Annotated in this window: 18 protein-coding genes and 2 pseudogenes; 13 read left to right on the top strand and 7 right to left on the bottom strand. The window is 60.9% G+C overall.

Going from position 1 to position 20,539, the window contains the following annotated elements; translation table 11 throughout:
- The first annotated feature begins 80 nt into the window (after positions 1–80).
- Both BLU74_RS13195 and BLU74_RS13190 read left to right on the top strand, forming a co-directional pair.
- A complete protein-coding gene (locus BLU74_RS13195; RefSeq protein ID WP_139175769.1) occupies positions 81–1,070 on the top strand; it encodes an ester cyclase in 990 nt (329 codons plus the stop codon).
- A gap of 205 nt (positions 1,071–1,275) precedes the next feature.
- Positions 1,276–1,755, top strand: a complete 480-nt coding sequence (locus BLU74_RS13190; RefSeq protein ID WP_089768052.1) for an ester cyclase — start codon at positions 1,276–1,278, stop codon at positions 1,753–1,755.
- A gap of 6 nt (positions 1,756–1,761) precedes the next feature.
- Here BLU74_RS13190 and BLU74_RS13185 read toward each other — a convergent pair whose 3' ends face one another.
- Entirely contained in the window at positions 1,762–2,520 is a 759-nt protein-coding gene (locus BLU74_RS13185) for an IclR family transcriptional regulator (RefSeq protein WP_245705799.1), read from the bottom strand.
- Positions 2,521–2,987: 467 nt separating this feature from the next.
- On the opposite strand from BLU74_RS13185, the gene gcvT reads away from it, so the two are divergent.
- The 8 genes from gcvT to BLU74_RS19365 all read left to right on the top strand — a co-directional run bounded on the left by gcvT (position 2,988) and on the right by BLU74_RS19365 (position 12,915).
- Positions 2,988–4,085 carry a glycine cleavage system aminomethyltransferase GcvT gene (gene gcvT / locus BLU74_RS13180; RefSeq protein WP_089768050.1) on the top strand — a complete coding sequence of 366 codons (1,098 nt, stop codon included), beginning with the start codon at positions 2,988–2,990 and terminating at the stop codon, positions 4,083–4,085.
- Between the two features lie 66 nt (positions 4,086–4,151).
- Positions 4,152–4,529, top strand: coding sequence for a glycine cleavage system protein GcvH (gcvH, locus tag BLU74_RS13175; protein ID WP_089768048.1), 378 nt, complete (start codon positions 4,152–4,154; stop codon positions 4,527–4,529).
- A gap of 2 nt (positions 4,530–4,531) precedes the next feature.
- Positions 4,532–5,899, top strand: a complete 1,368-nt coding sequence (gene gcvPA, locus BLU74_RS13170) for an aminomethyl-transferring glycine dehydrogenase subunit GcvPA (RefSeq protein ID WP_089768046.1) — start codon at positions 4,532–4,534, stop codon at positions 5,897–5,899.
- Positions 5,896–7,341 (top strand): aminomethyl-transferring glycine dehydrogenase subunit GcvPB, encoded by a 1,446-nt coding sequence (gene gcvPB / locus BLU74_RS13165; protein WP_089768044.1) that lies wholly within the window; start codon positions 5,896–5,898, stop codon positions 7,339–7,341. Before gcvPA ends, gcvPB begins: the two co-directional genes overlap by 4 nt.
- Entirely contained in the window at positions 7,334–8,743 is a 1,410-nt protein-coding gene (lpdA, locus tag BLU74_RS13160; protein WP_089768041.1) for a dihydrolipoyl dehydrogenase, read from the top strand. Before gcvPB ends, lpdA begins: the two co-directional genes overlap by 8 nt.
- A 222-nt stretch (positions 8,744–8,965) precedes the next feature.
- Positions 8,966–10,120, top strand: coding sequence for a cobalamin-independent methionine synthase II family protein (locus tag BLU74_RS13155; RefSeq protein ID WP_089768039.1), 1,155 nt, complete (start codon positions 8,966–8,968; stop codon positions 10,118–10,120).
- A gap of 154 nt (positions 10,121–10,274) precedes the next feature.
- A complete protein-coding gene (locus tag BLU74_RS13150; RefSeq protein WP_089768036.1) occupies positions 10,275–12,215 on the top strand; it encodes an archaea-specific SMC-related protein in 1,941 nt (646 codons plus the stop codon).
- A 409-nt stretch (positions 12,216–12,624) separates the two neighbouring features.
- Positions 12,625–12,915, top strand: a complete 291-nt coding sequence (locus BLU74_RS19365; protein ID WP_245705804.1) for a single stranded DNA-binding domain-containing protein — start codon at positions 12,625–12,627, stop codon at positions 12,913–12,915.
- Here BLU74_RS19365 and BLU74_RS13140 read toward each other — a convergent pair.
- Positions 12,816–13,310, bottom strand: a pseudogene (locus tag BLU74_RS13140) (IS1595 family transposase); the annotation flags it as partial. The gene BLU74_RS19365 and the pseudogene BLU74_RS13140 overlap by 100 nt on opposite strands.
- Between BLU74_RS13140 and BLU74_RS13135 the strand changes: the two are divergent.
- Positions 13,304–13,546, top strand: a pseudogene (locus BLU74_RS13135) (transposase); the annotation flags it as partial. The pseudogenes BLU74_RS13140 and BLU74_RS13135 sit on opposite strands and share 7 nt — an antisense overlap.
- Here BLU74_RS13135 and msrA read toward each other — a convergent pair.
- Positions 13,439–14,110 (bottom strand): peptide-methionine (S)-S-oxide reductase MsrA, encoded by a 672-nt coding sequence (gene msrA, locus BLU74_RS13130; protein WP_089768034.1) that lies wholly within the window; start codon positions 14,108–14,110, stop codon positions 13,439–13,441. The pseudogene BLU74_RS13135 and the gene msrA overlap by 108 nt on opposite strands.
- Positions 14,111–14,398: 288 nt before the next feature.
- Between msrA and BLU74_RS13125 the strand changes: the two genes are divergently transcribed.
- On the top strand, positions 14,399–15,097 hold the full coding sequence (locus tag BLU74_RS13125; protein ID WP_089768032.1) for an NAD(P)H-binding protein: 699 nt from the start codon (positions 14,399–14,401) through the stop codon (positions 15,095–15,097).
- Between the two features lie 238 nt (positions 15,098–15,335).
- Positions 15,336–15,470 carry a hypothetical protein gene (locus BLU74_RS19510; protein WP_281241857.1) on the top strand — a complete coding sequence of 45 codons (135 nt, stop codon included), beginning with the start codon at positions 15,336–15,338 and terminating at the stop codon, positions 15,468–15,470.
- A 475-nt stretch (positions 15,471–15,945) separates the two neighbouring features.
- On the opposite strand, the gene BLU74_RS13120 is transcribed toward BLU74_RS19510, so the two are convergent.
- From BLU74_RS13120 to BLU74_RS13105, 4 genes are all read right to left on the bottom strand, one after another.
- Positions 15,946–16,191: a DUF7861 family protein gene (locus BLU74_RS13120; RefSeq protein ID WP_089768029.1), complete on the bottom strand. Its 246-nt coding sequence runs from the start codon at positions 16,189–16,191 to the stop codon at positions 15,946–15,948.
- Positions 16,192–16,856: 665 nt separating this feature from the next.
- On the bottom strand, positions 16,857–17,246 hold the full coding sequence (locus BLU74_RS13115) for a DUF5684 domain-containing protein (RefSeq protein WP_089768026.1): 390 nt from the start codon (positions 17,244–17,246) through the stop codon (positions 16,857–16,859).
- 167 nt (positions 17,247–17,413) lie between these two features.
- Positions 17,414–18,202 carry an SDR family NAD(P)-dependent oxidoreductase gene (locus tag BLU74_RS13110; RefSeq protein WP_089768024.1) on the bottom strand — a complete coding sequence of 263 codons (789 nt, stop codon included), beginning with the start codon at positions 18,200–18,202 and terminating at the stop codon, positions 17,414–17,416.
- A 117-nt stretch (positions 18,203–18,319) separates the two neighbouring features.
- The gene (locus tag BLU74_RS13105; protein WP_175454651.1) at positions 18,320–20,050 is read right to left on the bottom strand and encodes a PKD domain-containing protein; all 1,731 of its coding nucleotides are present in this window, start codon (positions 20,048–20,050) and stop codon (positions 18,320–18,322) included.
- Positions 20,051–20,539 lie beyond the last annotated feature (489 nt).

The raw sequence follows: 20,539 nt of genomic DNA, 5'->3' as shown, positions 1-20,539 counted from the left end.
GACCGCCTTCGCGATGCTCCCAGACCGACTCCGGATCGATACTTATTTTACCGTGTTCTGTACCAACTTACGTGAGCTATATGACCACAGAGCGCAAGCGGTTAGTCCACGAGTTTTCCCAGGAGATACACGACGCGAGCGCGGAGAACGTCGATGACCTCCTCCCCGACTACTACCACGCCGACGCCGAGTGGCACGGCCCGGAACCGATCAACGCGGTAGAAGGCCCCGACGCGATCGCCGACGCGTACTGGGGACCGCTCCTCGAATCGTTCCCGGACCTCGAAAAGAACGACTACATCCTGTTCGCCGGCGAATTCGAGGGCGGCAAGTGGGTCTGTGCGACCGGAAATCTCGTCGGAACGTTCGAGAACGACTGGCTAGACATTCCCGCGACCGGACACGCGACGTGGCTCCGGTACGGCGAGTTCCACCGCGTCGTGGACGGCAAGATCGCCGAGACCCGCTTGCTCGTCGATATCCTTGACGTGATGCGGCAGGCGGGCTATCAGTTCGTGCCCGCGCTCGCCCCCGAGGTCGTCATCCCTGGGCCGACGACACAGGACGGTGTCCTCCTCGACGAACAAGATGACGAGGCGTCCGAAAAAACGCTCCAGGTGGTCGAGGGGATGATCGACGGCCTCCACGATTACGAGGAGGAGGGTCTCGACGGGATGGGCCTCGAGAAGTTCTGGCATGAGGACTTTATGTGGTACGGACCGGCGGGTACCGGAACGACCCGCGGAATCGACGGCTTCCAGGAGTACCACCAGGCACCCTTCCTCGAAGCCTTCCCCGACCGCGAGGGGGGCGATCACGTCGCTCGGTTCGCTGAGGGCAACTACTGCGCCTCGACGGGATGGCCGTCGGTCAAGGCGACGCACCTCGGCGATGGGTGGATGGGACTCCCGGCGACCGACGAACCGGTCGGTATGCGCGTGATGGACTTCTGGCGTCGTGAGGGCGATAAACTCGCCGAGAACTGGGTCTTCATCGATAAGATCGACCTGCTCCAACAGATGGGCGTCGACATCTTCGAGCGACTCCGTAACGATCAGCAGTACTTCTGAGGGGAGGCGGTCGACGGTGATTCGTGGGGCGGACTCCCGACGGGCGCTGCGGCCCGGAGGACGACCCGAGCGAAATATTTAATATCTACGATGAAGACCTCTCGGTGAGGGTTCATTCAGTGCGACAACAAAGCAGACACGCGACGGCGACGTTCGATGCAGGTGCCGACTTTGGGACAGCGACTTGCCCACGAGGAGAGCGACGATGACCGAAGACTGGCGGACGGCCGACGAACTCGACGTTGAGCGGATGATCCGACAGAGCACGCGGGAAATCTGGGACGAGAAGCTCGTCGGGAAAATCTACGATTACTATGCCGACGACGTTGTCGTTCACGGCGCCGGCGGTGACATCGTTGGCTCCGAAGCGCTCGTCGAGGATACCCTCGAACGGCTGAACGCCTTCCCCGAAACCGAGATGAATATCGAGAAGATCATCTGGGAAGGAAACCCCGAAGACGGCTACTATACGTCGATGGTCAGGACGATCACCGCGGAGAACACCGGCCCGACGGAGTACGGGCCGCCGACGGGGAAGACGATGGAAGACAACCTCGGGATCGCCAACTGCCTGATCCAGAAGGTCGACGGCGAGTGGAAGTACGTCGAAGAGTGGATCGCCTACGACAAGCTCGGGTACATCAAGTCTGTGACCCCCGACGACGACCCGATTCACGATTACTGAGCGGGTTCATTCCGTTCCGTATCGGGACGCGATTTCGCGTTCGATATCCGAAACCGTCTCACGCAACTCCGGGACGATCCGTTCCTCGGAGAGGCGATACGGCGGCCCCGAGACGTCGAGCGATCCCAGGACGCTTCCATCCGGGGTCGTGATCGCTATTCCGACGGCCATCAGCCCCTCGAGTGCCTCCTGTCTGTTTAGCGAGTAGCCGCGTTCGCGGGTCCGCTCCAATTCCTCGTAGAGTTTTTCGATGCTCTGTATCGTGTTTTCGGTCTCGTTGGGTAGCCCCCACCGATCGAGCACCTCGTCGACACGCTCGCGGGTGAATTCCGCGAGCATCGCCTTGCCGCTCGCAGAGTTGTGCATATGGAAGTACCGACCCACCTGAAACCCGTCGTTTGCGGGGTCGTTGTTCTCGTCGAAGATTATCACGGAACGCCCGTGCTCAGGGATGGCGAACGCGACTTCCTCGTTGAGCTGATTGCTCAGTTCGTGGGCGTGCCGCCGCACGATTTCATACTCCGGTTTCCGGTGTCGCGCCTGCTCGCCGAGGTGGAAGAGTTTGATTCCTAGGTAGAACTCGTTGCCTTCCTTCACAACGAGTTCGTGGTTACGAAGCGTCGTCAGATGTGCGTGGACGGTGCTGTTGGCTAAGCCGAGTTCCCTGGCGAGTTCGCTCATTCGGGCACCTTCCAGCCGATTGATCGTGTCGAGGATCCGGAGCGAGGTAGCTGTCGTCGTCAGTTCGCGTCCGTCTTCTGGCACGCTCGACTGTTGGGAGCGCCACTATATAAATATTCACGAGGTCCGAACTGTTGTCTCTTCGAGGCGCGACTGGTGGGGTGAGCCGTGGTATACTCCCTCTCCTCTGGGAGTGAAATTTTATAATTTGCTTTCATTCACCCAGGATACAGAAATATTGGATTCTCGGGCGCCGAAAATTCTCTTTTGTTTGATTAACCCTCTCCGCAGAGCCGAACAACACCGAGATCCCAACGAGAACGTGTTTGTATTCGCGACTTCTCGATCGATCTCGTATTCTACCATTCCGCACGGAGCGGACGCGACGCGCCGATTTGTTCCACTTTCCTGTTCGGGGCGGAGTGCCGATACAATTCGTCGACTGAGGGTATGCATTCACCTTTAACGAAATATTTCCGATTAAAATACAACGTTTGTGCCGTTGTACGGTCTAAAAATGTATAAATACTTGTAGTCGTGTAGTTATCGCTGTGTCATCGAAGCAACCACCGCTGTACGAATCCCACTGCCGGGCGGGCGCGGACTTCACCGACTTTGGCGGGTGGGAGATGCCGGTCTCGTTCGATTCTATCCGCAAGGAACACCGGTCCGTTCGGGAGGACGTCGGACTGTTCGACGTGAGTCATATGGGCCAATTGGCTGTCGATGGCCCCGAAGCAGAGACGCTGTTACACCGACTCACCCCAAGTGAGGTGCGCGGTCTCGAACCGGGGGACGCGCTGTACTCGTGCTTCCTCCAGTCCGATGGTGTCATCCTCGACGATGTCGTCGTGTACGATCATCCGGTCGAAAGCGAGTACATCGTCGTTCCGAACGCCGGCCACGACGAGGCGATGTACGATCGGTTGCGTGAGCACGCCGATCGCTGGGGTCTCGACGTTACGATCGCGAACCGCACCACCGAACTCGGAATGATCGCGATCCAGGGACCCGAGGCAGTAGACCGTGTTGACGCCGAGGGGACCCAACAGCTCGACGCGTTGGAGCCGTTCACGACGACGAAGACGTCGATCGGCGACGTCGAGTGTCTCGTGGCTCGCACGGGATACACGGGTGAAGACGGCGTCGAGATCATATTCCCCGGCGACGAGGCCACGACGATCGATCGGCGATTCGACGATGTCCGGCGGTGCGGGCTCGGGGCTAGGGACACGCTCCGTCTCGAAGCGGGCTTACTGCTTTCGGGACAGGACTTCCACCCCGATGACGAACCGCACAACCCCTTCGAGGCGGGAATCGGCTTTGTCGTCGACTTCGATGACGAGGAGTTCGTCGGGCGGTCGGCCCTCGAACAGACCCGGAACGAGGGAATCGACGAGCGAATCGTCAGGTTACGGCTCGAGGAGCGGGCGATCGCCCGTCACGGACACCGGATCGTCGCCGACGGCGACGACGTCGGGCGGGTGACCAGCGGCACGATGAGTCCCACGCTGGGAATTCCGATAGCCCTCGGGTACGTCGATGCCGACTCCGCTACTCCGGGTACTGAACTCGCCGTCTCGATCCGCGACCGGACCGCCGACGCCACCGTCGTCGACACGCCGTTCCTCGAATCGTATGATGAGTGACGCAGATCGAAAACGCTCACCAGAGCAAACGACGAATGATATCCTCGACGAACCTCAGCACCCACAATGACACACGAGATACCTGACGACTTACACTACACCGACTCACACGAATGGATCGACGACGGCGGGGACGCCCTGCGCATCGGGATCACCGATTTCGCGCAGGACGAACTCGGTGACGTCGTGTTCGTCGAACTCCCCGAGGAGGGCGAGTCCCTAAACAGCGGAGACGCCTGCGCCGTCGTCGAGAGCATCAAGGCGGTCTCGGACATCTACACGCCCGTCACGGGGACGGTAACCGCGACGAACGACGGCGTACTCGACCAGCCGGAACTGCTCAACACTGATCCGTACGGCGAGGGGTGGCTCTTCGAGATCGATGGACAGGTACCCGACGACGCGCTCGGTGCAACTGACTACCGCGAGCAGACCGAAGAATGACAATGCAACGAATACAGCACGACGAGGGGGATCGAACGCACGAACCAGCCGAATCGAGTCCCTTCGCCCCGCAGACGCCGCAGGAAGTAGAGGAGATGCTCTCGGCCATCGGTGCCGAAAGCGTGGAAGAACTGTTCGACGTTCCGGAGGCGGTCGCCTTCGACGGTGACTTCGACATCGACGCGAAATCGGAGTTCGAGGTCGTGACCGAAATCGAAGAACTGCTCGGGCGAAACGCCGATCGGACCGAGTTCCTCGGTCGCGGCCACTACGATCACTACGTGCCGTCGGTCGTCGACTACCTCTCGCTGCGCTCGGAGTTTCTGACCTCCTACACGCAGTACCAACCGGAGACCTCGCAGGGCTTCCTCCAGGCGCTCTTCGAGTTCCAGTCGATGATCGTCGAACTAACTGGGCTCCCGGTTGCGAACTGTTCGATGTACGACGCTGCGACTGCACTCGGCGAGGCGGCGACGCTTGCGGCCCGCGTCAGGGACACCAGCGGATCACGCGTTCTCGTCCCCGAGACCATCCGTTCAGAGCGGCGCAGCGTCTTAGAAAATTACACCGAGGGCGCGGAGTTGACAGTGGGGACGTATCCGCTCGTCGACGGCAACGTCGACCTCGACGCGCTCACGGAACTGTTCGATGACGATATCGTGATGGTGTACGCTGAATCGCCAACCGCTAGAGGCGCAATCGAGGAGCGGCTGCCGTCGATCGCGACGCTCGCGGACGACCACGAGGCGGCGTTCTGTCTCGGCTCCGATCCGGTCGCACTGGCGCTCCTGCAGGAACCGGCCGCGGTGGGCGCGGACATCGTCATCGGCGACGCGAGCGTCCTCGGGCTCTCGGCCAGTTACGGGATGGGACTCGGGCTGTTCGCCGTCAAGCAGGCGTATCTTCGACAGGTTCCCGGCCGACTCGTAGGAACGAGTAAGACGGCCGACGGACGCCGTGCCTACACCCTGACTCTCCAGACTCGAGAACAGCACATCCGAAAAGAACGGGCCACGTCGAATATCTGTACGAATCAGGCGTGGGTTGCGCTCCGAACGGCGATCCACATCGCTTCGCTCGGCGCGTCGGGCCTGTCAGCACTCGCTGAGGATTGCGTAACGACGGCCGCTGAGGCCGCCGCTCGACTCAACGACATCGACGGCATCTCAGCGCCGGTCGACGACCGTCACCACTTCCGCGAATTCGTCGCGCGCACGAACCGTCCCGCCACCGAGGTGGTATCGGAACTGGCCGAGAAGGGCTTCCTCGTCCACGAGGCCGGCGAGTTCGAAGTCCAGGTTTGCGTGACAGAGACCAACAGCGGCGACTTGGACGATCTGGTCGCGGCCGTTCGGGAGGTCCTGGGATGAACTACCAACAGGCTACCTGGGAGCAGGAGACCGAGGGCGGCGAGGCAGTCAACGAACCGCTCCTCTCGGAGAAGCGGATGGAGACCGTCTCTCACGAGGACGTCGACCTGCCCGACGAACTGGTCCGCGACGAACTGACGCTGCCGGAACCGGCCGAACCAGAAGTTGCGAGTCATTACACGCGGCTCTCCCAGATGAACTACTCGGTCGAACACGGCCCCTATCCGCTCGGGAGCTGTACGATGAAGTACAACCCGAAATTTATCGAGGACGTCGCCGCGCTAGAAGACGCGGCGATGCATCCAGATCGTCCCGAGGCGGACGCTCAGGGTACCCTCACGCTTCTGTACAGGCTCCAGGAGTACCTGGCGGAGATCGGCGGGATGGAGACCGTCACGCTGCAACCGCCTGCCGGGGCGGCGGGGGAGTTCACCGGCCTGCTCGTGGCACGCGCCTATCACCGCTCGAACGACGAAGACGCCGAGCGCCGGGAAGTGATCGTACCCGCGTCGGCTCACGGTACGAACTTCGCGAGCGCCGCAATGGCCGGGTACGACGTCGTCGAACTCCCGAGTAACGAGGACGGACGCGTCCCCGTCGACGCGCTCGAGGAGGCCGTTGGCGAGTCGACGGCCGCACTAATGCTGACAAACCCGAACACCCTTGGGCTCTTCGAGCGCGATATCGAAGACATCGCCGAGACCGTCCACGAGGCGGGTGGACTGCTCTACTACGACGGCGCAAATCTTAATGCACTGCTCGGCCGCGCTCGCCCCGGTGATATGGGCTTCGACATTATGCACTACAACGTGCACAAGACGTTCGCGTCGCCACACGGTGGTGGCGGACCCGGAGCTGGACCGATCGGCGTCATCGACGAACTTACCGAGTTCCTCCCCGACCCGCACGTTCGCAAGGCTGACGACGGGTCATTCGAGCTCTCCGAACCTGCCGAGAGTGTCGGCAAAGTCCACGGCTTCCACGGCAACTGGCTGGTACTGTTGAAAACCTACGCGTACATCTCCCGACTCGGTGACGCCGGACTGAAGGACACTTCGGCGATGGCCGTCCTGAACGCGAACTACCTCGCCTCGCAGATCGATCTCGACATCCCGTACGAGCCGTTCCACCACGAGTTCGTCGCCAGTGCTGGCGACGTCGACGCTGCGGAATTTGCTAAGGGGATGCTCGACGAAGGGGTGCATCCGCCGACGACCAAGTGGCCGGAAATCGTCGACGAGGCACTGATGACCGAACCCACCGAGGCATTGAACAAGGACCAACTCGACATACTGGCGGAGGCGTTCACAGCGGCGAGCCGAAAGACGCCCGAGCAACTCGCGGCGGCCCCCACGACGACCGCTGCCGCACGCATCGATCAGACCGGTGCCGCACGAAACCCGCGGCTCTCGTGGCGGGACCTGGAGGGAAACGATGAGTGAACGCCTCGACACGGGGATCCTCGTCGTGGGCGGCGGTCCAGCGGGGTACGTCACCGCGATCCGTGCGGCGCAGTACGACCTTGATGTGACGCTCGTCGAGATGGACGCTCTGGGCGGAACCTGTCTCAACCGCGGCTGTATTCCCTCGAAGGCACTGATATCGGCTGCAGACGTTGCACACGATGCACGGACCAGTTCGCAGATGGGAATCTCGGCCGAGGTTGACATCAACTTTCAGCGGATGGTCGAGTGGAAAGACGACATCGTCGGAAGGATGAACCGGAGCGTCGAGAAACTGTGTAAAGCCAACGGTGTCTCGCTCGTGGAGGGACACGCAGCGTTCGAAGACGAGCACTCGGTCAGTATCGAGAAATCTGACGGGCAGTCAGAACGGATCACATTCGAGTACGCGGTCGTGGCGACGGGGAGTCGTCCGATCGAACTCCCGGGGTTCGAGTTCCATCGCTCCAACGTGCTCGATGCTAAGGGAGCCTTGGAACTCGACGAACTCCCGGCGAGTCTCGTGGTCGTCGGCGCGGGCTATATCGGGATGGAACTCTCGATGCTGTTCGCGAAACTCGGCGTCGAGATCACCGTCGTCGAGGCGCTCGATTCGATGATGCCAGCGTTCTCGCCGGATCTGATCGCGCCCGTCGCCTCGGCGGCATCGGAACTCGGAATGGAAATGAACTACGGCGAACTCGCTTCGGAGTGCCACCCTACAGACCAGGGTGTCGTGGTCACAACGGAGGAAGCCGACGACGGCGACCGTCAGGAATACGAGGCGGACGCCGTGCTCATCGCGGTGGGTCGGACCCCCGTGACGAACACGATGGCCCTCGGCCGAATCGGTCTCGAACCCGACGATGACGGGTTCCTTCGAACGGACGAGTACGGACGCACGGCTGTTGATCACGTGTTCGCTGTCGGCGACGTAGCGGGCGAACCGATGCTCGCGCACGCTGGGTCGATGGAGGGAGAGATTGCCGCCTCCGAGATTGCCGGCCGGAACACGCCGGCTGTAAATCGAGCGATTCCCGCCGTTGCGTTCACGTCCCCAGAAATCGCAACGGTCGGGCTGAGCGAAGCAGAGGCCAAAGAGACCCAGCACAGCGTGTCTGTCGGCGAGTTCCCGATGCGTGCCAGTGGCCGTGCACTCACCACTGGCCATACCGAGGGCTTCGTCCGTCTCGTCTGTGGAGACAGCAACGTCGTGCTCGGAGGGCAAGTCGTGGGCCCAGAGGCCTCGGAACTGATCTCCGAAATCGCGCTTGCCGTTGATGAGGGGCTGCCGACGGACGAACTCGCGGAAGTCATACATCCTCACCCGACGCTCTCCGAGTCGATCGGGGAAGCCGCAGCCAACGAACAGGACATAGCGATTCACACCCTCAATCGCTGATACTGATTACTCTCGTTTCTTCACGACGAGCGCCACCCCGGCCGTCCGTGCTTGCCGGTACACAGTGGGAGTAATCATTACGAGCGGCACGGATTGATCCCGTCGGCGACGACACCAGAATCGAACCTGGATGTTGACGTCACACGACCGAATCCCGTCGCCGGCGGATCGAACCGGTATCACATACAGATATCAGTCTCCACATTCTGTCTCTGGTACGGTATGAAACGAAGCGACGAGCGTATTCTCACGACTCACGTCGGCAGTTTGCCACGGACGGACCAGCTGATCGAACTGATGGATCAGCGGGGACAGGGTGTGGACACCAACCGAAACGAATTGCACGAAGCGATCAACGAGGCGACCCAGCGGGCCATTCGCAGACAGGCGGATGTGGGTATTGATATCGGTAACGATGGAGAGCAGTCCCGACCGGGCTTCCATATCTATGTCTCCGAACGACTCGACGGTTTCAGTGATCAAACGATCCCCCGCCCGCAGTGGGCAGACGTCGAAGCTTTCCCGGAGTACGCCGGAAAAGCGTTTCCAGACATCGTCTCCGAGGCGCAGACGCGGCCGGTCGCGGTTGAGGAGGTACGGTACCACGGGACGAATCACGTCGACGCCGAAGTCGAACGCTTCGATCGAGTGCTCGACACTACTGGGGTTGAATTCGACGAGACGTTTATGACCGCTGCGTCTCCCGGGGTGATCGCCGCTTCTCTGGGAAACCAGTATTACGAATCGAACGACAAATACACGTTCGCACTGGCGAGCGCGATGCGTGAGGAATACGAGCGTATCGCCGAAGCGGGGCTGACGCTCCAGATCGACGCCCCGGACGTACTCTCGGAACGGCACCGGAAGTTCAAGGATCTCTCGACGGCGGAGTTCAAAGACCGCGCCCGTCGGCGCATCGAGGCGATTAATGAAGCCACGAGCGACATCCCGGCAGACCAGATTCGCCTGCACACCTGTTGGGGAAACTACGAGGGCCCCCACCACGAGGACGTCCCGTTAGTCGACATTCTCCCGATCCTGTACGAGGCCGATGTTGGGGGGTTGTTGATCGAATACGCCAACCCGCGGCACCACCACGAGTGGCGGGCTTTCGAGGAACATCCGTTACCTGATGAGTGGCTGCTGATCCCCGGCGTCGTCGATGTCAAGACGAACATCATCGAGCATCCGAAGACTGTCGCTGATCGAATCGTCAAACTGGCCGAAATCGTCGGAGATCCCACACGGATTATCGCGGCTCCTGACTGTGGGCTAGCAACACTTGCCGGACACAACATCGTCGAACCCGAAATCGCGTGGGCTAAGCTAGAGGCGCTTTCAGACGGTGCCGTCGAGGCGAGTAACAGACTTTTCTAAGTGGAAAATGGTCGTATCTTTACAAAATCAATGTTCGGGAATAAGTTTCAGAATTCGAATAGTTCGGATTTCCCGGTAGTGACTATCATATTATCTTTAGAGTGATCTTTTGTCCTTGGAAAAGCATTTGCGTACTACGTGAGAGTAACTGAGTATGAGTATCTCAGAACAATGGAAGGAAACCGCTCACTTCTTGGTCGAGAACATCGGTGGAATCGACCAGACTGAAGTCGATATTCCGCCCGGCGTGACCGTGCTGACCGGCAAGAACGCCACCAACCGGACCTCCTTTCTTCGTGCGATTATGTGCGCGATGGGAAGCGACCGCGTCTCGCTCAAAGGCGACGCCGACCAGGGTCGCGTCGAACTCACCCTCGGCGACACCACCTACGAACGAACCCTCAAACGCGTCGGCGACGGCGTCCAGTTCGAGGGCGACGCCTACCTCGACGACCCCAAGGTCGCCGACCTCTTCGCCTTCCTGCTTGAAACGAACGACGCCCGCCAGGCCGCCGCCCGCGACGCCCAACTGCGGGACGTCATCATGCGCCCCGTTGACGTCGAGGCCATCCGCGCGGAGATCCGCCGCCTAGAAGACCAAAAGGGCGACATCAACGACGAACTCGCCCGCATCGAATCCAAGAAACGCGAGCTTCCCGATCTGGAACGCCGCCGCACGACCCTTCGTGAGAAGATCGAAGACAAGCGCGAGGATTTAGCCGACCTCGAAGCCGAGATCGACGACAGCAGCCGCGACGTCGAGCAAGGTCGGAAAGAACAGGCCGAACTCGAAGACAAGCTCCAGGAACTCAGAGACACCCGCTCGGAGCTCGAGTCCGTCCGCCGCAAGATCGAGCGTCAGGAAGAGAGCATCTCCTCGCTGAAGCGCGAACGCAGCGAGCTCGAAGACGACCTCGCGGAACTCCCCGAGACGCCGATGGGCGACCACCAGGATCTCGAGGCCGAGATCGAGCGACTCCGCTCAAAGCGCCAGGCCCTCAACACCGAGATCAACGAGCTCCGCAGCCTCATTCAGTACAACGAGGAGCGCCTCGAGGCCGAGGACTACGAACTCCTGCAGGACGGCGGCGCCGCAGCGGAAGGTGGCTCGGTCACCGACCAGCTCGTCGGCGAGGACGACGAGACCGTCATCTGCTGGACCTGCGGCTCCTCAGTCGACCGCGAGCAGATCGAGTCCACCATCGAGCGGCTGAAGTGCCTCCGGAGCGAGAAGGTCGAACAGCTCAATACCGTCAAGAGTGACCTCGAGTCTCGGAAGGAAGAACAGCGCGAGGCGAACCAGAAGCAGCGCCGCCGCACCGAGATCGAGCGCAAGATCGACGACATCGAGGACGAACTCGACCGCCGGAACGAGCAGATCGATTCGCTGAAAGAACAACGGGAGTCGCTGACCGACGAGGTCGAGGCACTGGAATTCGAGGTAGAGAGCCTCGAATCCGCGGACTTCAAGGAGATCCTCTCACTCCACAAGGAGGCCAATCAGCTGGAGTTCGAGATCGACAGCCTCGAATCCGACCTCGAGGAGGTCACAGACGAGATCGAAGAGATCGAGGCCGACGTCGAGCGCGCGGACGACCTCCGCGAGCAGCGCGCGGAACTGGTTGACGAACTCACAGACCAGCGGACGAAGATCGACCAGATCGAGGCCGAGGCCGTCGAGTCGTTCAACGAGCACATGAAGTCGATTCTGGACCTCTTGGGCTACGAGAACATCGAGCGGATCTGGATCGAGCGGATCGAGGAGGGCGACGCGAGCGGGGCCCAGACCCGCTTCGAGCTCCACATCGTCCGGACGACCGACAACGGCGCGGCCTACGAGGACACGATCGACCACCTCTCCGAGAGTGAACGCGAGGTCACGGGCCTGATCTTCGCGCTGGCGGGGTATCTCGTCCACGACCTCCACGAGACGGTGCCGTTCATACTGTTGGACTCCCTGGAGGCGATCGATTCGGACCGCATCGCCGCCCTGATGGAGTACTTCGCGGACTACGCGGACTTCCTCGTGGTCGCGCTGCTGCCCGAAGACGCCCAGGCGCTCGACGACGACTTCACCCGCGTCACCACGATCTAACACCTAGAGGCAGGTGTGGGGCATAGACACACTCCTTACCCAAATCCGGAAACATAAACAAATCACAAAAACAATCGCTCAGCTACGGCGATTTAGAACCCAATAACATATTGATATTTAGCATAAATTGAGAATGTTTCCTTTTATTTATTTCTGATTATATTATAAAATAGATTTTAGAATATGTTTTCTTTGATACTCAGAATATATGAAATTCCAAGTATATTAAAATATGGCATCGTTATGTATAATTGCTTCAATCAGCTTGAGGAATACTGATTAGGTCGCTAAGACCAACAAATGTTGGGTAGACCAATTCTATTGCTGGCTATTTACCAAAGTCGAATAATTATTGGGAAATTGAAAGATATCCTTTCGGTCAAATAAGTCAAAGGACCGACAAACGTGTATGGCGGACGCACCGGATACCGAACGGCAGGCGGTCGAACCCGACGCGAAAGAGGTCCTGAGCGTGTCCCAGCTAAAGGACCGGATCGCGTCGATTGTCCAGGACACGCCTGCCCTCAACGGGTTCCGCTGTATCGGCGAAGTCACCGATTTCCACCAGAACAGCACGACGCTCTACTTCACGCTCCGCTCTTATGTAAAGCTGCGGAAAGACCCCATAACGAGGCAGTCGATGGTGATATCGACAGATGCGCCTGTGAGATTCAGCGATCTAACGATCCCGAATGTATGAGCGGCCTGTTCCAAGCCTTGCTTGGACAGGCCGCGGAACTTCCGCAGCCACGGTTGAACAAGCGAAAACAGGCATTCTGCCTGATTGATGTGGACTCCGTCAGGCGATACGTACCTCTCTTTGTGGACGACCGTTCGGTGATCCCGATCCATCTCGCGGTACGCTCTGAGTCCATCTGTCCAGACCTCTCCCAGCGGCTGGGAGAGGTCTTCAGCTTCCTGAATCACTGGCTCAAGATCGCCTTCGTAGTCGATCCCGCGCTGTCCGCGAATCACACGAAGTGAGTCGCGGCACGCCGCGACGAGCGTCAGCTGGTCACCATAACGCCCTCGCCAGCGTGATCGGCCAGTCCGCGACGAGCCGCCACGAGAACGACTGTTTCGCGGCGGCTCTTGCCGGCGACAAAGGCTATGACGACCAATCTCTCCGGGACGCCCTCCGATCAGAGGGCGTCCGGCCCCTGCTGCGTCATCGGTTGTTCGCTGCGTACGATCACGCGCACAACGCACGGTTGGACAGCGAGCTATACGGCCAGCGCTGGATGGCCGAGACCGGCTTTTCGGCCATCAAGCGTCGGTTCGGACGCGCTGTCCACCCTCGCGCGTGGTACCGCGAGTTCCGCGAACTCGTCAACGTACCCGTTCAGGGTAGCCGCGAAGGGGGACTCACGGAGGTCTTCGTCGGAGTAGCTTGCCTCCTCAAATGCGCTCATAAAGAACGATGCCGACCGGAGCCGGTACTTCTGATGGTAGTCTTCGGCCGGATAGAACCGGGAGAGTCGTTCGATGCGCGTTTCGACGTCGTCGGCGGTTCGGCCGGCCGCCGCCAACACCGCACCGATCGCGTCCCGTTGCGCGGCTGTCTCCGCGAACACGACGTTCTCGTACTGCGTTTTCGGCGGTTGTGCCTGTGGATTGTGCTCCTCGAAAGCGACTTCGACGAGGTCGCGGTAGGTGACGACCGCCGGATCGAAATCGACCTGGACGACCTCCGTGTGATCCCCTAACGAGTGATAGGAGGGGTTAGACTTCGACCCTCCGGCGTACCCGACGCGGGTTCGTACTACGCCGTCCATCGTGCCGAACTGCGCGTCCGGCCCCCAGAAACAACCGAGTCCGAACGTCGCCGTGTCAGTCGCCTCCCGATCCGCTGCGCGTGCATCGTAGTCCCGTATCGTGGCTGGTGTGAGTGTCATATGATTGATCTATGTGGTGGGTCCGCGGCCCGTTCTGCACCGATTCGCGCGTGTCACGTTAGTAGCGCCCCAGACACTAATACTGGGCGCTGGCTCGCTCGGCCGTCGCGTTGGTCGGTTCCGCGTGCGAACGCTGGTGGGTTCCGGCGGGCGGATCGTGAATGAGACTGGTGGCTGAGCCACGCTGACGCCGCCGAACGAAGACACGCGTTCGGTGTTGAGAGAGGAATGGTCCCGAACCACCCGTCGGTGCGGGCGCTTTTGCCTGTTGGGACCAAGCAGTTGCGTATGCACCCAGATCACCTCGACACGGTTCTCGTCGCCGGCGCGACCGGTGGGACCGGACGTGCGGTGCTCCGACTCGGGCAGTCGCGGGTCGATACCGTCCGAGCGCTCACGCGCTCGCCGGACGCCGCCGCCGACCTCAAGGCCGCCGGCGCCGACGACGTCGTCGTAGAGGATCTGTTGGATCCGGACGACCTCTCAGCAGCCGTCGCCGGCGTCGATGCGGTGGTCAGCGCCGTCGGCACGTCGCCTCTCGCAATCCAATCCGGACCGCCGTACGTCGACGGGGCTGGCAACCGCGCGCTCGTCGCCGCAGCGGCGGATGCCGACGTTGAGGCGTTCGTAATGGAGTCCGCAATCGGCGTTGGGCCCGACCCGTCCAGCCCACTCGCATCGGTGTTCGACGCGTTCATCGAGCCGCTTCAGGAGGCGAAAGCGTCGGCCGAAGCGGCGCTGCGGGATGCGTCGCTACGGCACACGATCTTGCGCCCCGGCGTGCTGACGAACGGGAGTCGAACGGACGTGGTCACGGCCGCCGATCCCGGTGCGGAACTCTGGGGACTCATCTCTCGCGCGGACGTGGCGCGGTTGCTGCTCGCCGCACCGGTCACGCCCGCGGTCGGCGACCGAACGCTGGAGATCGTATCGACGCCGCAGTTTCCGGACCGCGACGCATCGATCGAGTGGACGCTGCCACGGTGAATCTCCCTCGGTGCGGCCGGACAGAGACCACGGGACGACGATCTCCGAAGTTGAGAGCGTGTCTCTCTTGCGCTGCGGCGTGTCTATCCCGGTCGACCGCCTGACTGTACTGGTCTGAGGCCTGCCCCTGCCGGTCTGATGGGTGTGCATCCGTCGACACAGCGTATTCACTCGCGTTCTCGTGTGACGCGTGCTATTATACCACATACTTTTAGTGATAGACGTACAAGGAGAACCGATGAGCTACCGAGTCGAGTGTGACAACTGCGATCTCGACGAAGAGCTACAGAAACACGACGCCTACCGTCGAGCGAAGGAACACGAAGGCCAGTACACCTCCCACACCGTGGCTGTCCTCCAGTCCCGCGAGTGAGAGCCACGGACAGTCCCGCCCCGCCTGCCGGATCGACTAGCGCTGGTAGTGGTGAATGTGTCACGCGCCGACCCAATTGATAGCTGAAAGGCTGTCGAGAGGCGGTCGACACCAACAATAGACTGCACTTCTGGCTTCTACTGGAGCCGTGACGCTCCCGTCCGAAGGGCTCACGTCGGCACTCGCATCAGGAAGAATCTCGCTCAGACGCCGCGATTATTCACCCTTGGGAACTAGAGATTCGCACGCATCGTTTGCTGAGGACCTTCTGATCGATCTTACGGCGGGTCTCTCTGACCACACGGAAAAACGAGACAGCACGGCGCCGAGGCACGCCCTATAGTAGCGTTTGCAAGTCTTCACTCGCACGATCGCACGACGGCGTGCGATCGGCTGCGCAATCAGTTGGAAACGCTACTATCGCGTCTCCGCTACCCACGCAGCGCCGGTGTCCGTTTCAGTGACCGCTCTACGGTCAGTTGCCGTGTTTCCGATACCAGACCCGTTCTCCGACCGGTGACGCCCCGTCGCTGATATCCAGGCGACGACAGAACAGGTCTCGAACGGCGAAGGTCACGCTGAGTTCCACCGAGTGGCCGTCTGCGGCGTCGACAGTAACGACACAGTGGCCGTTCCGCTGTCCGATCTCTGTGATCACGCCAGTCGACCACCGATCGAGATCGTGTGTTGGTTTCCGCGCGTGTATGCGATCGTGAGCCATACCGTCGGTTGGGGTGCACACGATGTGGACGTTTCGCTCACGGCTGACGGCAGGTGCGTGACGGTCTCTGGTACAGTCTGCTTAGTGCACCTGACCTCAGACGATATCGAAATCATCGACTCCAAGAGCGACCGGAGTCGGGGTGGCGAATCAGCGTCGCACGAGCAATCGCGTGTCTGTTGGCACATCGCCAGTGATGCCTGTCCGGACTGTGACGTCACTACCAGTATTCGATACCCTGAGGCCGGATGCGCAAGCAGACCGATCGATTCGACCCGCAGGAAGTCCGGCGACCGGTCAGGCACTCAGGAGAGTCGTCTGTGGCAGCCTGACTAGCAGATTGATCGGCTTCGTGTCTCAGACGCTCCCCGAATCCGACCGACTGTTGGGGTGTCCCCGGTCGTCTCTCACTGTCCGATCTTGTCGCAAATGGATGGAAGATCGCAGTCGCGTCGGACGAGCCTCCGGGTGCCATCGGGAACAGCACAGACAGGGAAGGGCAAATGCACTGCTGCCTCCCGGCACTCCGCTGGACCCAGCGTTCCGGTATGGCTACCAATGGGTGGCTGTCTGGTCGCGAGAACTGGCCGTCCCGAGAGCAGTGACGCTCGACAACGCACTCCGGCGTATCAAGAGGTGAACGGACGGCGACGACGACTTCGGAGTCAGGTCGTCGCTTGATACCGGGACCCGCCGAAGCCGAGAATCGGGTAGAACACAATCGGCAGGAGCGTGAGACCGAGACCAAACAGGATACCTCTCCCGAACGCGCCAGCGAGGTCGACACTGATCTTCACGAGCGCAACGAAGTTGATCACTGGGATAAACAACAGCAGCAGCCACCACCACGCACCACCCGTGATTCTGAGTATCACGTAGATGTTGTATATCGGGATGATCGCCGCCCACCCCGGTTCCCCGGCCTTCTGGAACGTCTTCCACATGCCTGCGACCACGAGCGCGGCCAACACCAATTGAAGCACTAACTGCAGCAACAGTTCGGGGCTGGATGCAGCGGACTGTAGGAAAACAGGACCTTCTCCGAGTAGGGTCATCAATTCGCGGTTGGCCCTGATAGAGTAAAGTTCGATCGGAGAGTCAAATACAGATTACAGTGTTAGAAACAGTAGCACAGACGAATTCTCGACAGTCGCTGAGACCAGCGATCGACGGTTCCATCCCGAGTCGCGAAACACCGACGATGCCGCTTCGAATCCGAGGCTCAGTGCCCGCATCCGCCGTCGACCGGGACTGTCGCACCGTTGACGAAACTCGCGTGCTGGCTAGACAGGAAGGCGACCACCTTCCCCAGATCGAGCGGGCGGCCTGGCGACTCGGAGGGACAGTCCGCGAGCACGGCGTCCCAGGCCGATTTGACGTCGTCGAACTCGCCGGCTTCGACCCGTTCGGCGAGGATCTCCTCTAAGTCTGGGGTCTCGTGAGGACCCGGGACGACGGCGTTCACGCGGACCTCGGGCGCGAGCGCGCGGGATTGACTATCGACGAGCCCCCGGACTGCCTGCCCGTACGCGGACGCCACCGACAGTTCGTCGGCGAGTGCAGGAATCGCGGGGGGAGCCACGGTGACGATCGTCCCCTGATCGGACGCCTTGAGGTGTGCGGATGACTCACGGATGGCCCAGACGACGCTCATAAACAGCCGATCGAATCCGCGAAACCAGTCCTCGTTGGAGACGTCGGCGAACCGCGCCGGTTCGAGCGGTCTGGGTCCCGTGACGAGGTGGTCGATGCCGCCGTACTGGTCGACGGTCTCCTCGACGAGTGCTGCCAGGTGCTCGGGGTCGCGTACGTCGACTTCGAGGCCGAAAATCTCGCCGTCGCCGAGCGCGTAGAGCCTGTCACCCGCGTACGCGAGGTCGTCCAAGTTCGGCGCGGCGAGTGCGACATCCGCTCCCTGGCGCGAGAGCGCTTCTGCACAGGCGTGACCGAGGCCAGTCGCACTCCCAGTGACCAGCGCCACGTTACCTTCCAATCCGAGATCGAGATCCATACTCGACGGTTGGATATCGATCCTCAAAGATTCATGCCAAGCGATGATTCCGAGACAGCTAACACGTCCATTCCCTGTGACGTTCAGCCGTCAGCAGCAAACTACGCGTGTCTCGCGTTACTGTCCGAACCGGTCTCTGAGAGCCAAGAACCCGCCGCCGATAAGACTCGTTCCGGCCACTCCCACCCCGATCCCCGGGAGCGTGATTCTCCGGTCCTGATCCGTCGCTCGTCCAGTTTCCCGGGGCGTAGTCGAGGGAGTGTCACGTTCGGTCCCGGTACCAGATGCGGTCTGTTCCACGTTTTCTCCGACGACAACCGTCGTCTCCGTCGTCGCTTCGCGTCCGTTGTCGTCGATCACTGTGAGTTCGACGCTGTACTCACCAGCCGTGTCGAAGCGCCGTGTCACCACTTGCCCCGTCCGGGTTTCGCCATCCGAGAACTCCCAGATGTGCGCGAGGATGTTCCCCAGACCGATCGCTGTGCTGCTCGCATCGAATTCGATCGCTTCTCCGATTGCTGCCTGTTCGGCAGTCTGCTCGAGGACCGGCTCGAACCCGAGGGTTTGATCGAAACTGCTCACGGACTCGCCGTCGAGACTCCGTCGATGGAACTCGACGATGTCCTCCAGTGCTGGGGCGGGCGTATGTGCAACCCCTTCGTATAATTTGAACTGGGCATCGACGCCCGCCTGTTCGTATGCGGACTGACAGTAGGGGAACCGCTCTGTGATCATCTCCTCGCCATAGACCTCGAGCGCGACTTCCCGCATCCCCTCACTCCACGCGTCGTCGTACGGGATCGTGTCGTTCCCGTCTGCACTGCCCATAAACAGGAACTGATTGACCCCGTCGAGCGCGTCTACGTCGACCGGCTCACCGGTGAGTTCCTCGACGTCTGCGATTCCAATATGGTAATCCAACGTCCGGCCTTCGGCCTCCGCGAGCGGCAGCATCGCCATTCCGTTCAATCCGCCGGCTGTCACAGACCGAACGCGATCCGGGTGAAGCACAGCGAAGCGATCGACGAAATTGCCCGACGCAGAGAACCCATTCAGGAGGAGCTGGTCGTCGACGGCGTAAGACTGCTCTGACAGCAACTCGCGCGCGTGGTCCGCCATTCGGAGGAGTTGCAGGTCGACCCGTTCGAGTGGACCATCCGAGATTTGCATCGTCTGTCGATCTAACGCGTGGATGTAGTGTCTCCAGTCGACTGGATCTGACTGTGGCCGAGGAAACACCGGGACGAGCAGGGGAACCGTCAATCGGTCACTGATCTCTCGCGAGGTCCCGCCACTGATTCGGGACGCTGCCGACTGTCGCTGAACCTCGAAATCGTCCGTCGTCTCTCCGCTGTTGTTGGGTTCGATGAGAATCGAGCCCGGGTCGCTACCGGTGGTCTTTGAGGGTGCGTAGAGATAGTACGGATAGTTGAACCCGAACGCAGGATCCGCTTCGACGAGCTTCGGTCCGAATCCGGGCACCAAGTCCGACGACTCACCGATGATGATGTCTGCGGTCTCCCGAGCGATGTTTTGCCCCTCGGAGTTGTAGAGGTTTGCCGAGAGCGTTTTCGCTTCGGTAATCTCGGTGGTCAACTCGACCGCGTAATCCTCGACAACCGCCCCTGCATCGAACGAGACCGGGCCACCGACCTCGCCCAACTCGCGATTCCTGAGCACGAACCGGGCCGCGACGTCGGTTTCGATGGTGTCGATCGTGACCGACGAACCGTCCGAGGCTTGATCGGCGAACGTGATAGACGCCTTCGAGTCAGTCTGTCCGACAGACGTACCAGCAGTGCCGAGGACGGCGAGCCCCGCGATTCCAGATCCGGCAGTGCGTACCACTCCGCGGCGGCTCCATCGCGTGTTCATATCAAAATCCGCTCATATCCACCAAGGAGACCGGATACAAAACCTTTGGTTATCGCGTGACGATAGTGAAATTTACACGACAGATCGACAGTATCTGTCGAGGGGAGACTCCCGGTAGCGGCCGCTCCCTCACCATCAACTATATGATACGAGTTCCGCTCAGCAGCATCGGGAGTCTCGTCGCCGCTGAAGTACTGGCCGGCCGGGTACGGATCCACTGGACGCTCGGCCTGGGATCGAACGAGGGACCGAGATTCGGGCCAAGGAGGGTCTTTCCCGGCCTGTCTCCGATGGGTGTGGGGGCGACCGTCCTCGGTGCACACTGGGGCGCTGGGACGTATCGTCACTCCGGTATCGTCGCATTGGCCCTCTCACTCTCTACCCGCACCGTGCTCGGGCCGCTGTCGGTCCTCTTTGCCCGTCGCCCGCGCAGATTTCGGGCCAAGTGACCGACCGGTACGC

Origin of the sequence: Halobellus clavatus, assembly GCF_900107195.1 — an archaeon.
GTDB lineage: Archaea > Halobacteriota > Halobacteria > Halobacteriales > Haloferacaceae > Haloquadratum > Haloquadratum clavatum.
Note: the sequence above shows the minus strand (reverse complement) of the source record. Positions and strands in the feature narration are given on the sequence as shown.

Bases quoted from the DNA above. Each gene is read 5' to 3' on its own strand.
- BLU74_RS13195 (WP_139175769.1), top strand. From the start codon at position 81: ATGACCACAGAGCGCAAGCGGTTAGTCCACGAGTTTTCCCAGGAGATA.
- BLU74_RS13190 (WP_089768052.1), top strand. From the start codon at position 1,276: ATGACCGAAGACTGGCGGACGGCCGACGAACTCGACGTTGAGCGGATG.
- gcvH (WP_089768048.1), top strand. From the start codon at position 4,152: ATGACACACGAGATACCTGACGACTTACACTACACCGACTCACACGAA.
- gcvPA (WP_089768046.1), top strand. From the start codon at position 4,532: ATGCAACGAATACAGCACGACGAGGGGGATCGAACGCACGAACCAGCC.
- gcvPB (WP_089768044.1), top strand. From the start codon at position 5,896: ATGAACTACCAACAGGCTACCTGGGAGCAGGAGACCGAGGGCGGCGAG.
- lpdA (WP_089768041.1), top strand. From the start codon at position 7,334: ATGAGTGAACGCCTCGACACGGGGATCCTCGTCGTGGGCGGCGGTCCA.
- BLU74_RS13155 (WP_089768039.1), top strand. From the start codon at position 8,966: ATGAAACGAAGCGACGAGCGTATTCTCACGACTCACGTCGGCAGTTTG.
- BLU74_RS13150 (WP_089768036.1), top strand. From the start codon at position 10,275: ATGAGTATCTCAGAACAATGGAAGGAAACCGCTCACTTCTTGGTCGAG.
- BLU74_RS19365 (WP_245705804.1), top strand. From the start codon at position 12,625: ATGGCGGACGCACCGGATACCGAACGGCAGGCGGTCGAACCCGACGCG.
- msrA (WP_089768034.1), bottom strand. From the start codon at position 14,110: ATGACACTCACACCAGCCACGATACGGGACTACGATGCACGCGCAGCG.
- BLU74_RS13125 (WP_089768032.1), top strand. From the start codon at position 14,399: ATGCACCCAGATCACCTCGACACGGTTCTCGTCGCCGGCGCGACCGGT.
- BLU74_RS19510 (WP_281241857.1), top strand. From the start codon at position 15,336: ATGAGCTACCGAGTCGAGTGTGACAACTGCGATCTCGACGAAGAGCTA.
- BLU74_RS13120 (WP_089768029.1), bottom strand. From the start codon at position 16,191: ATGGCTCACGATCGCATACACGCGCGGAAACCAACACACGATCTCGAT.
- BLU74_RS13115 (WP_089768026.1), bottom strand. From the start codon at position 17,246: ATGACCCTACTCGGAGAAGGTCCTGTTTTCCTACAGTCCGCTGCATCC.
- BLU74_RS13110 (WP_089768024.1), bottom strand. From the start codon at position 18,202: ATGGATCTCGATCTCGGATTGGAAGGTAACGTGGCGCTGGTCACTGGG.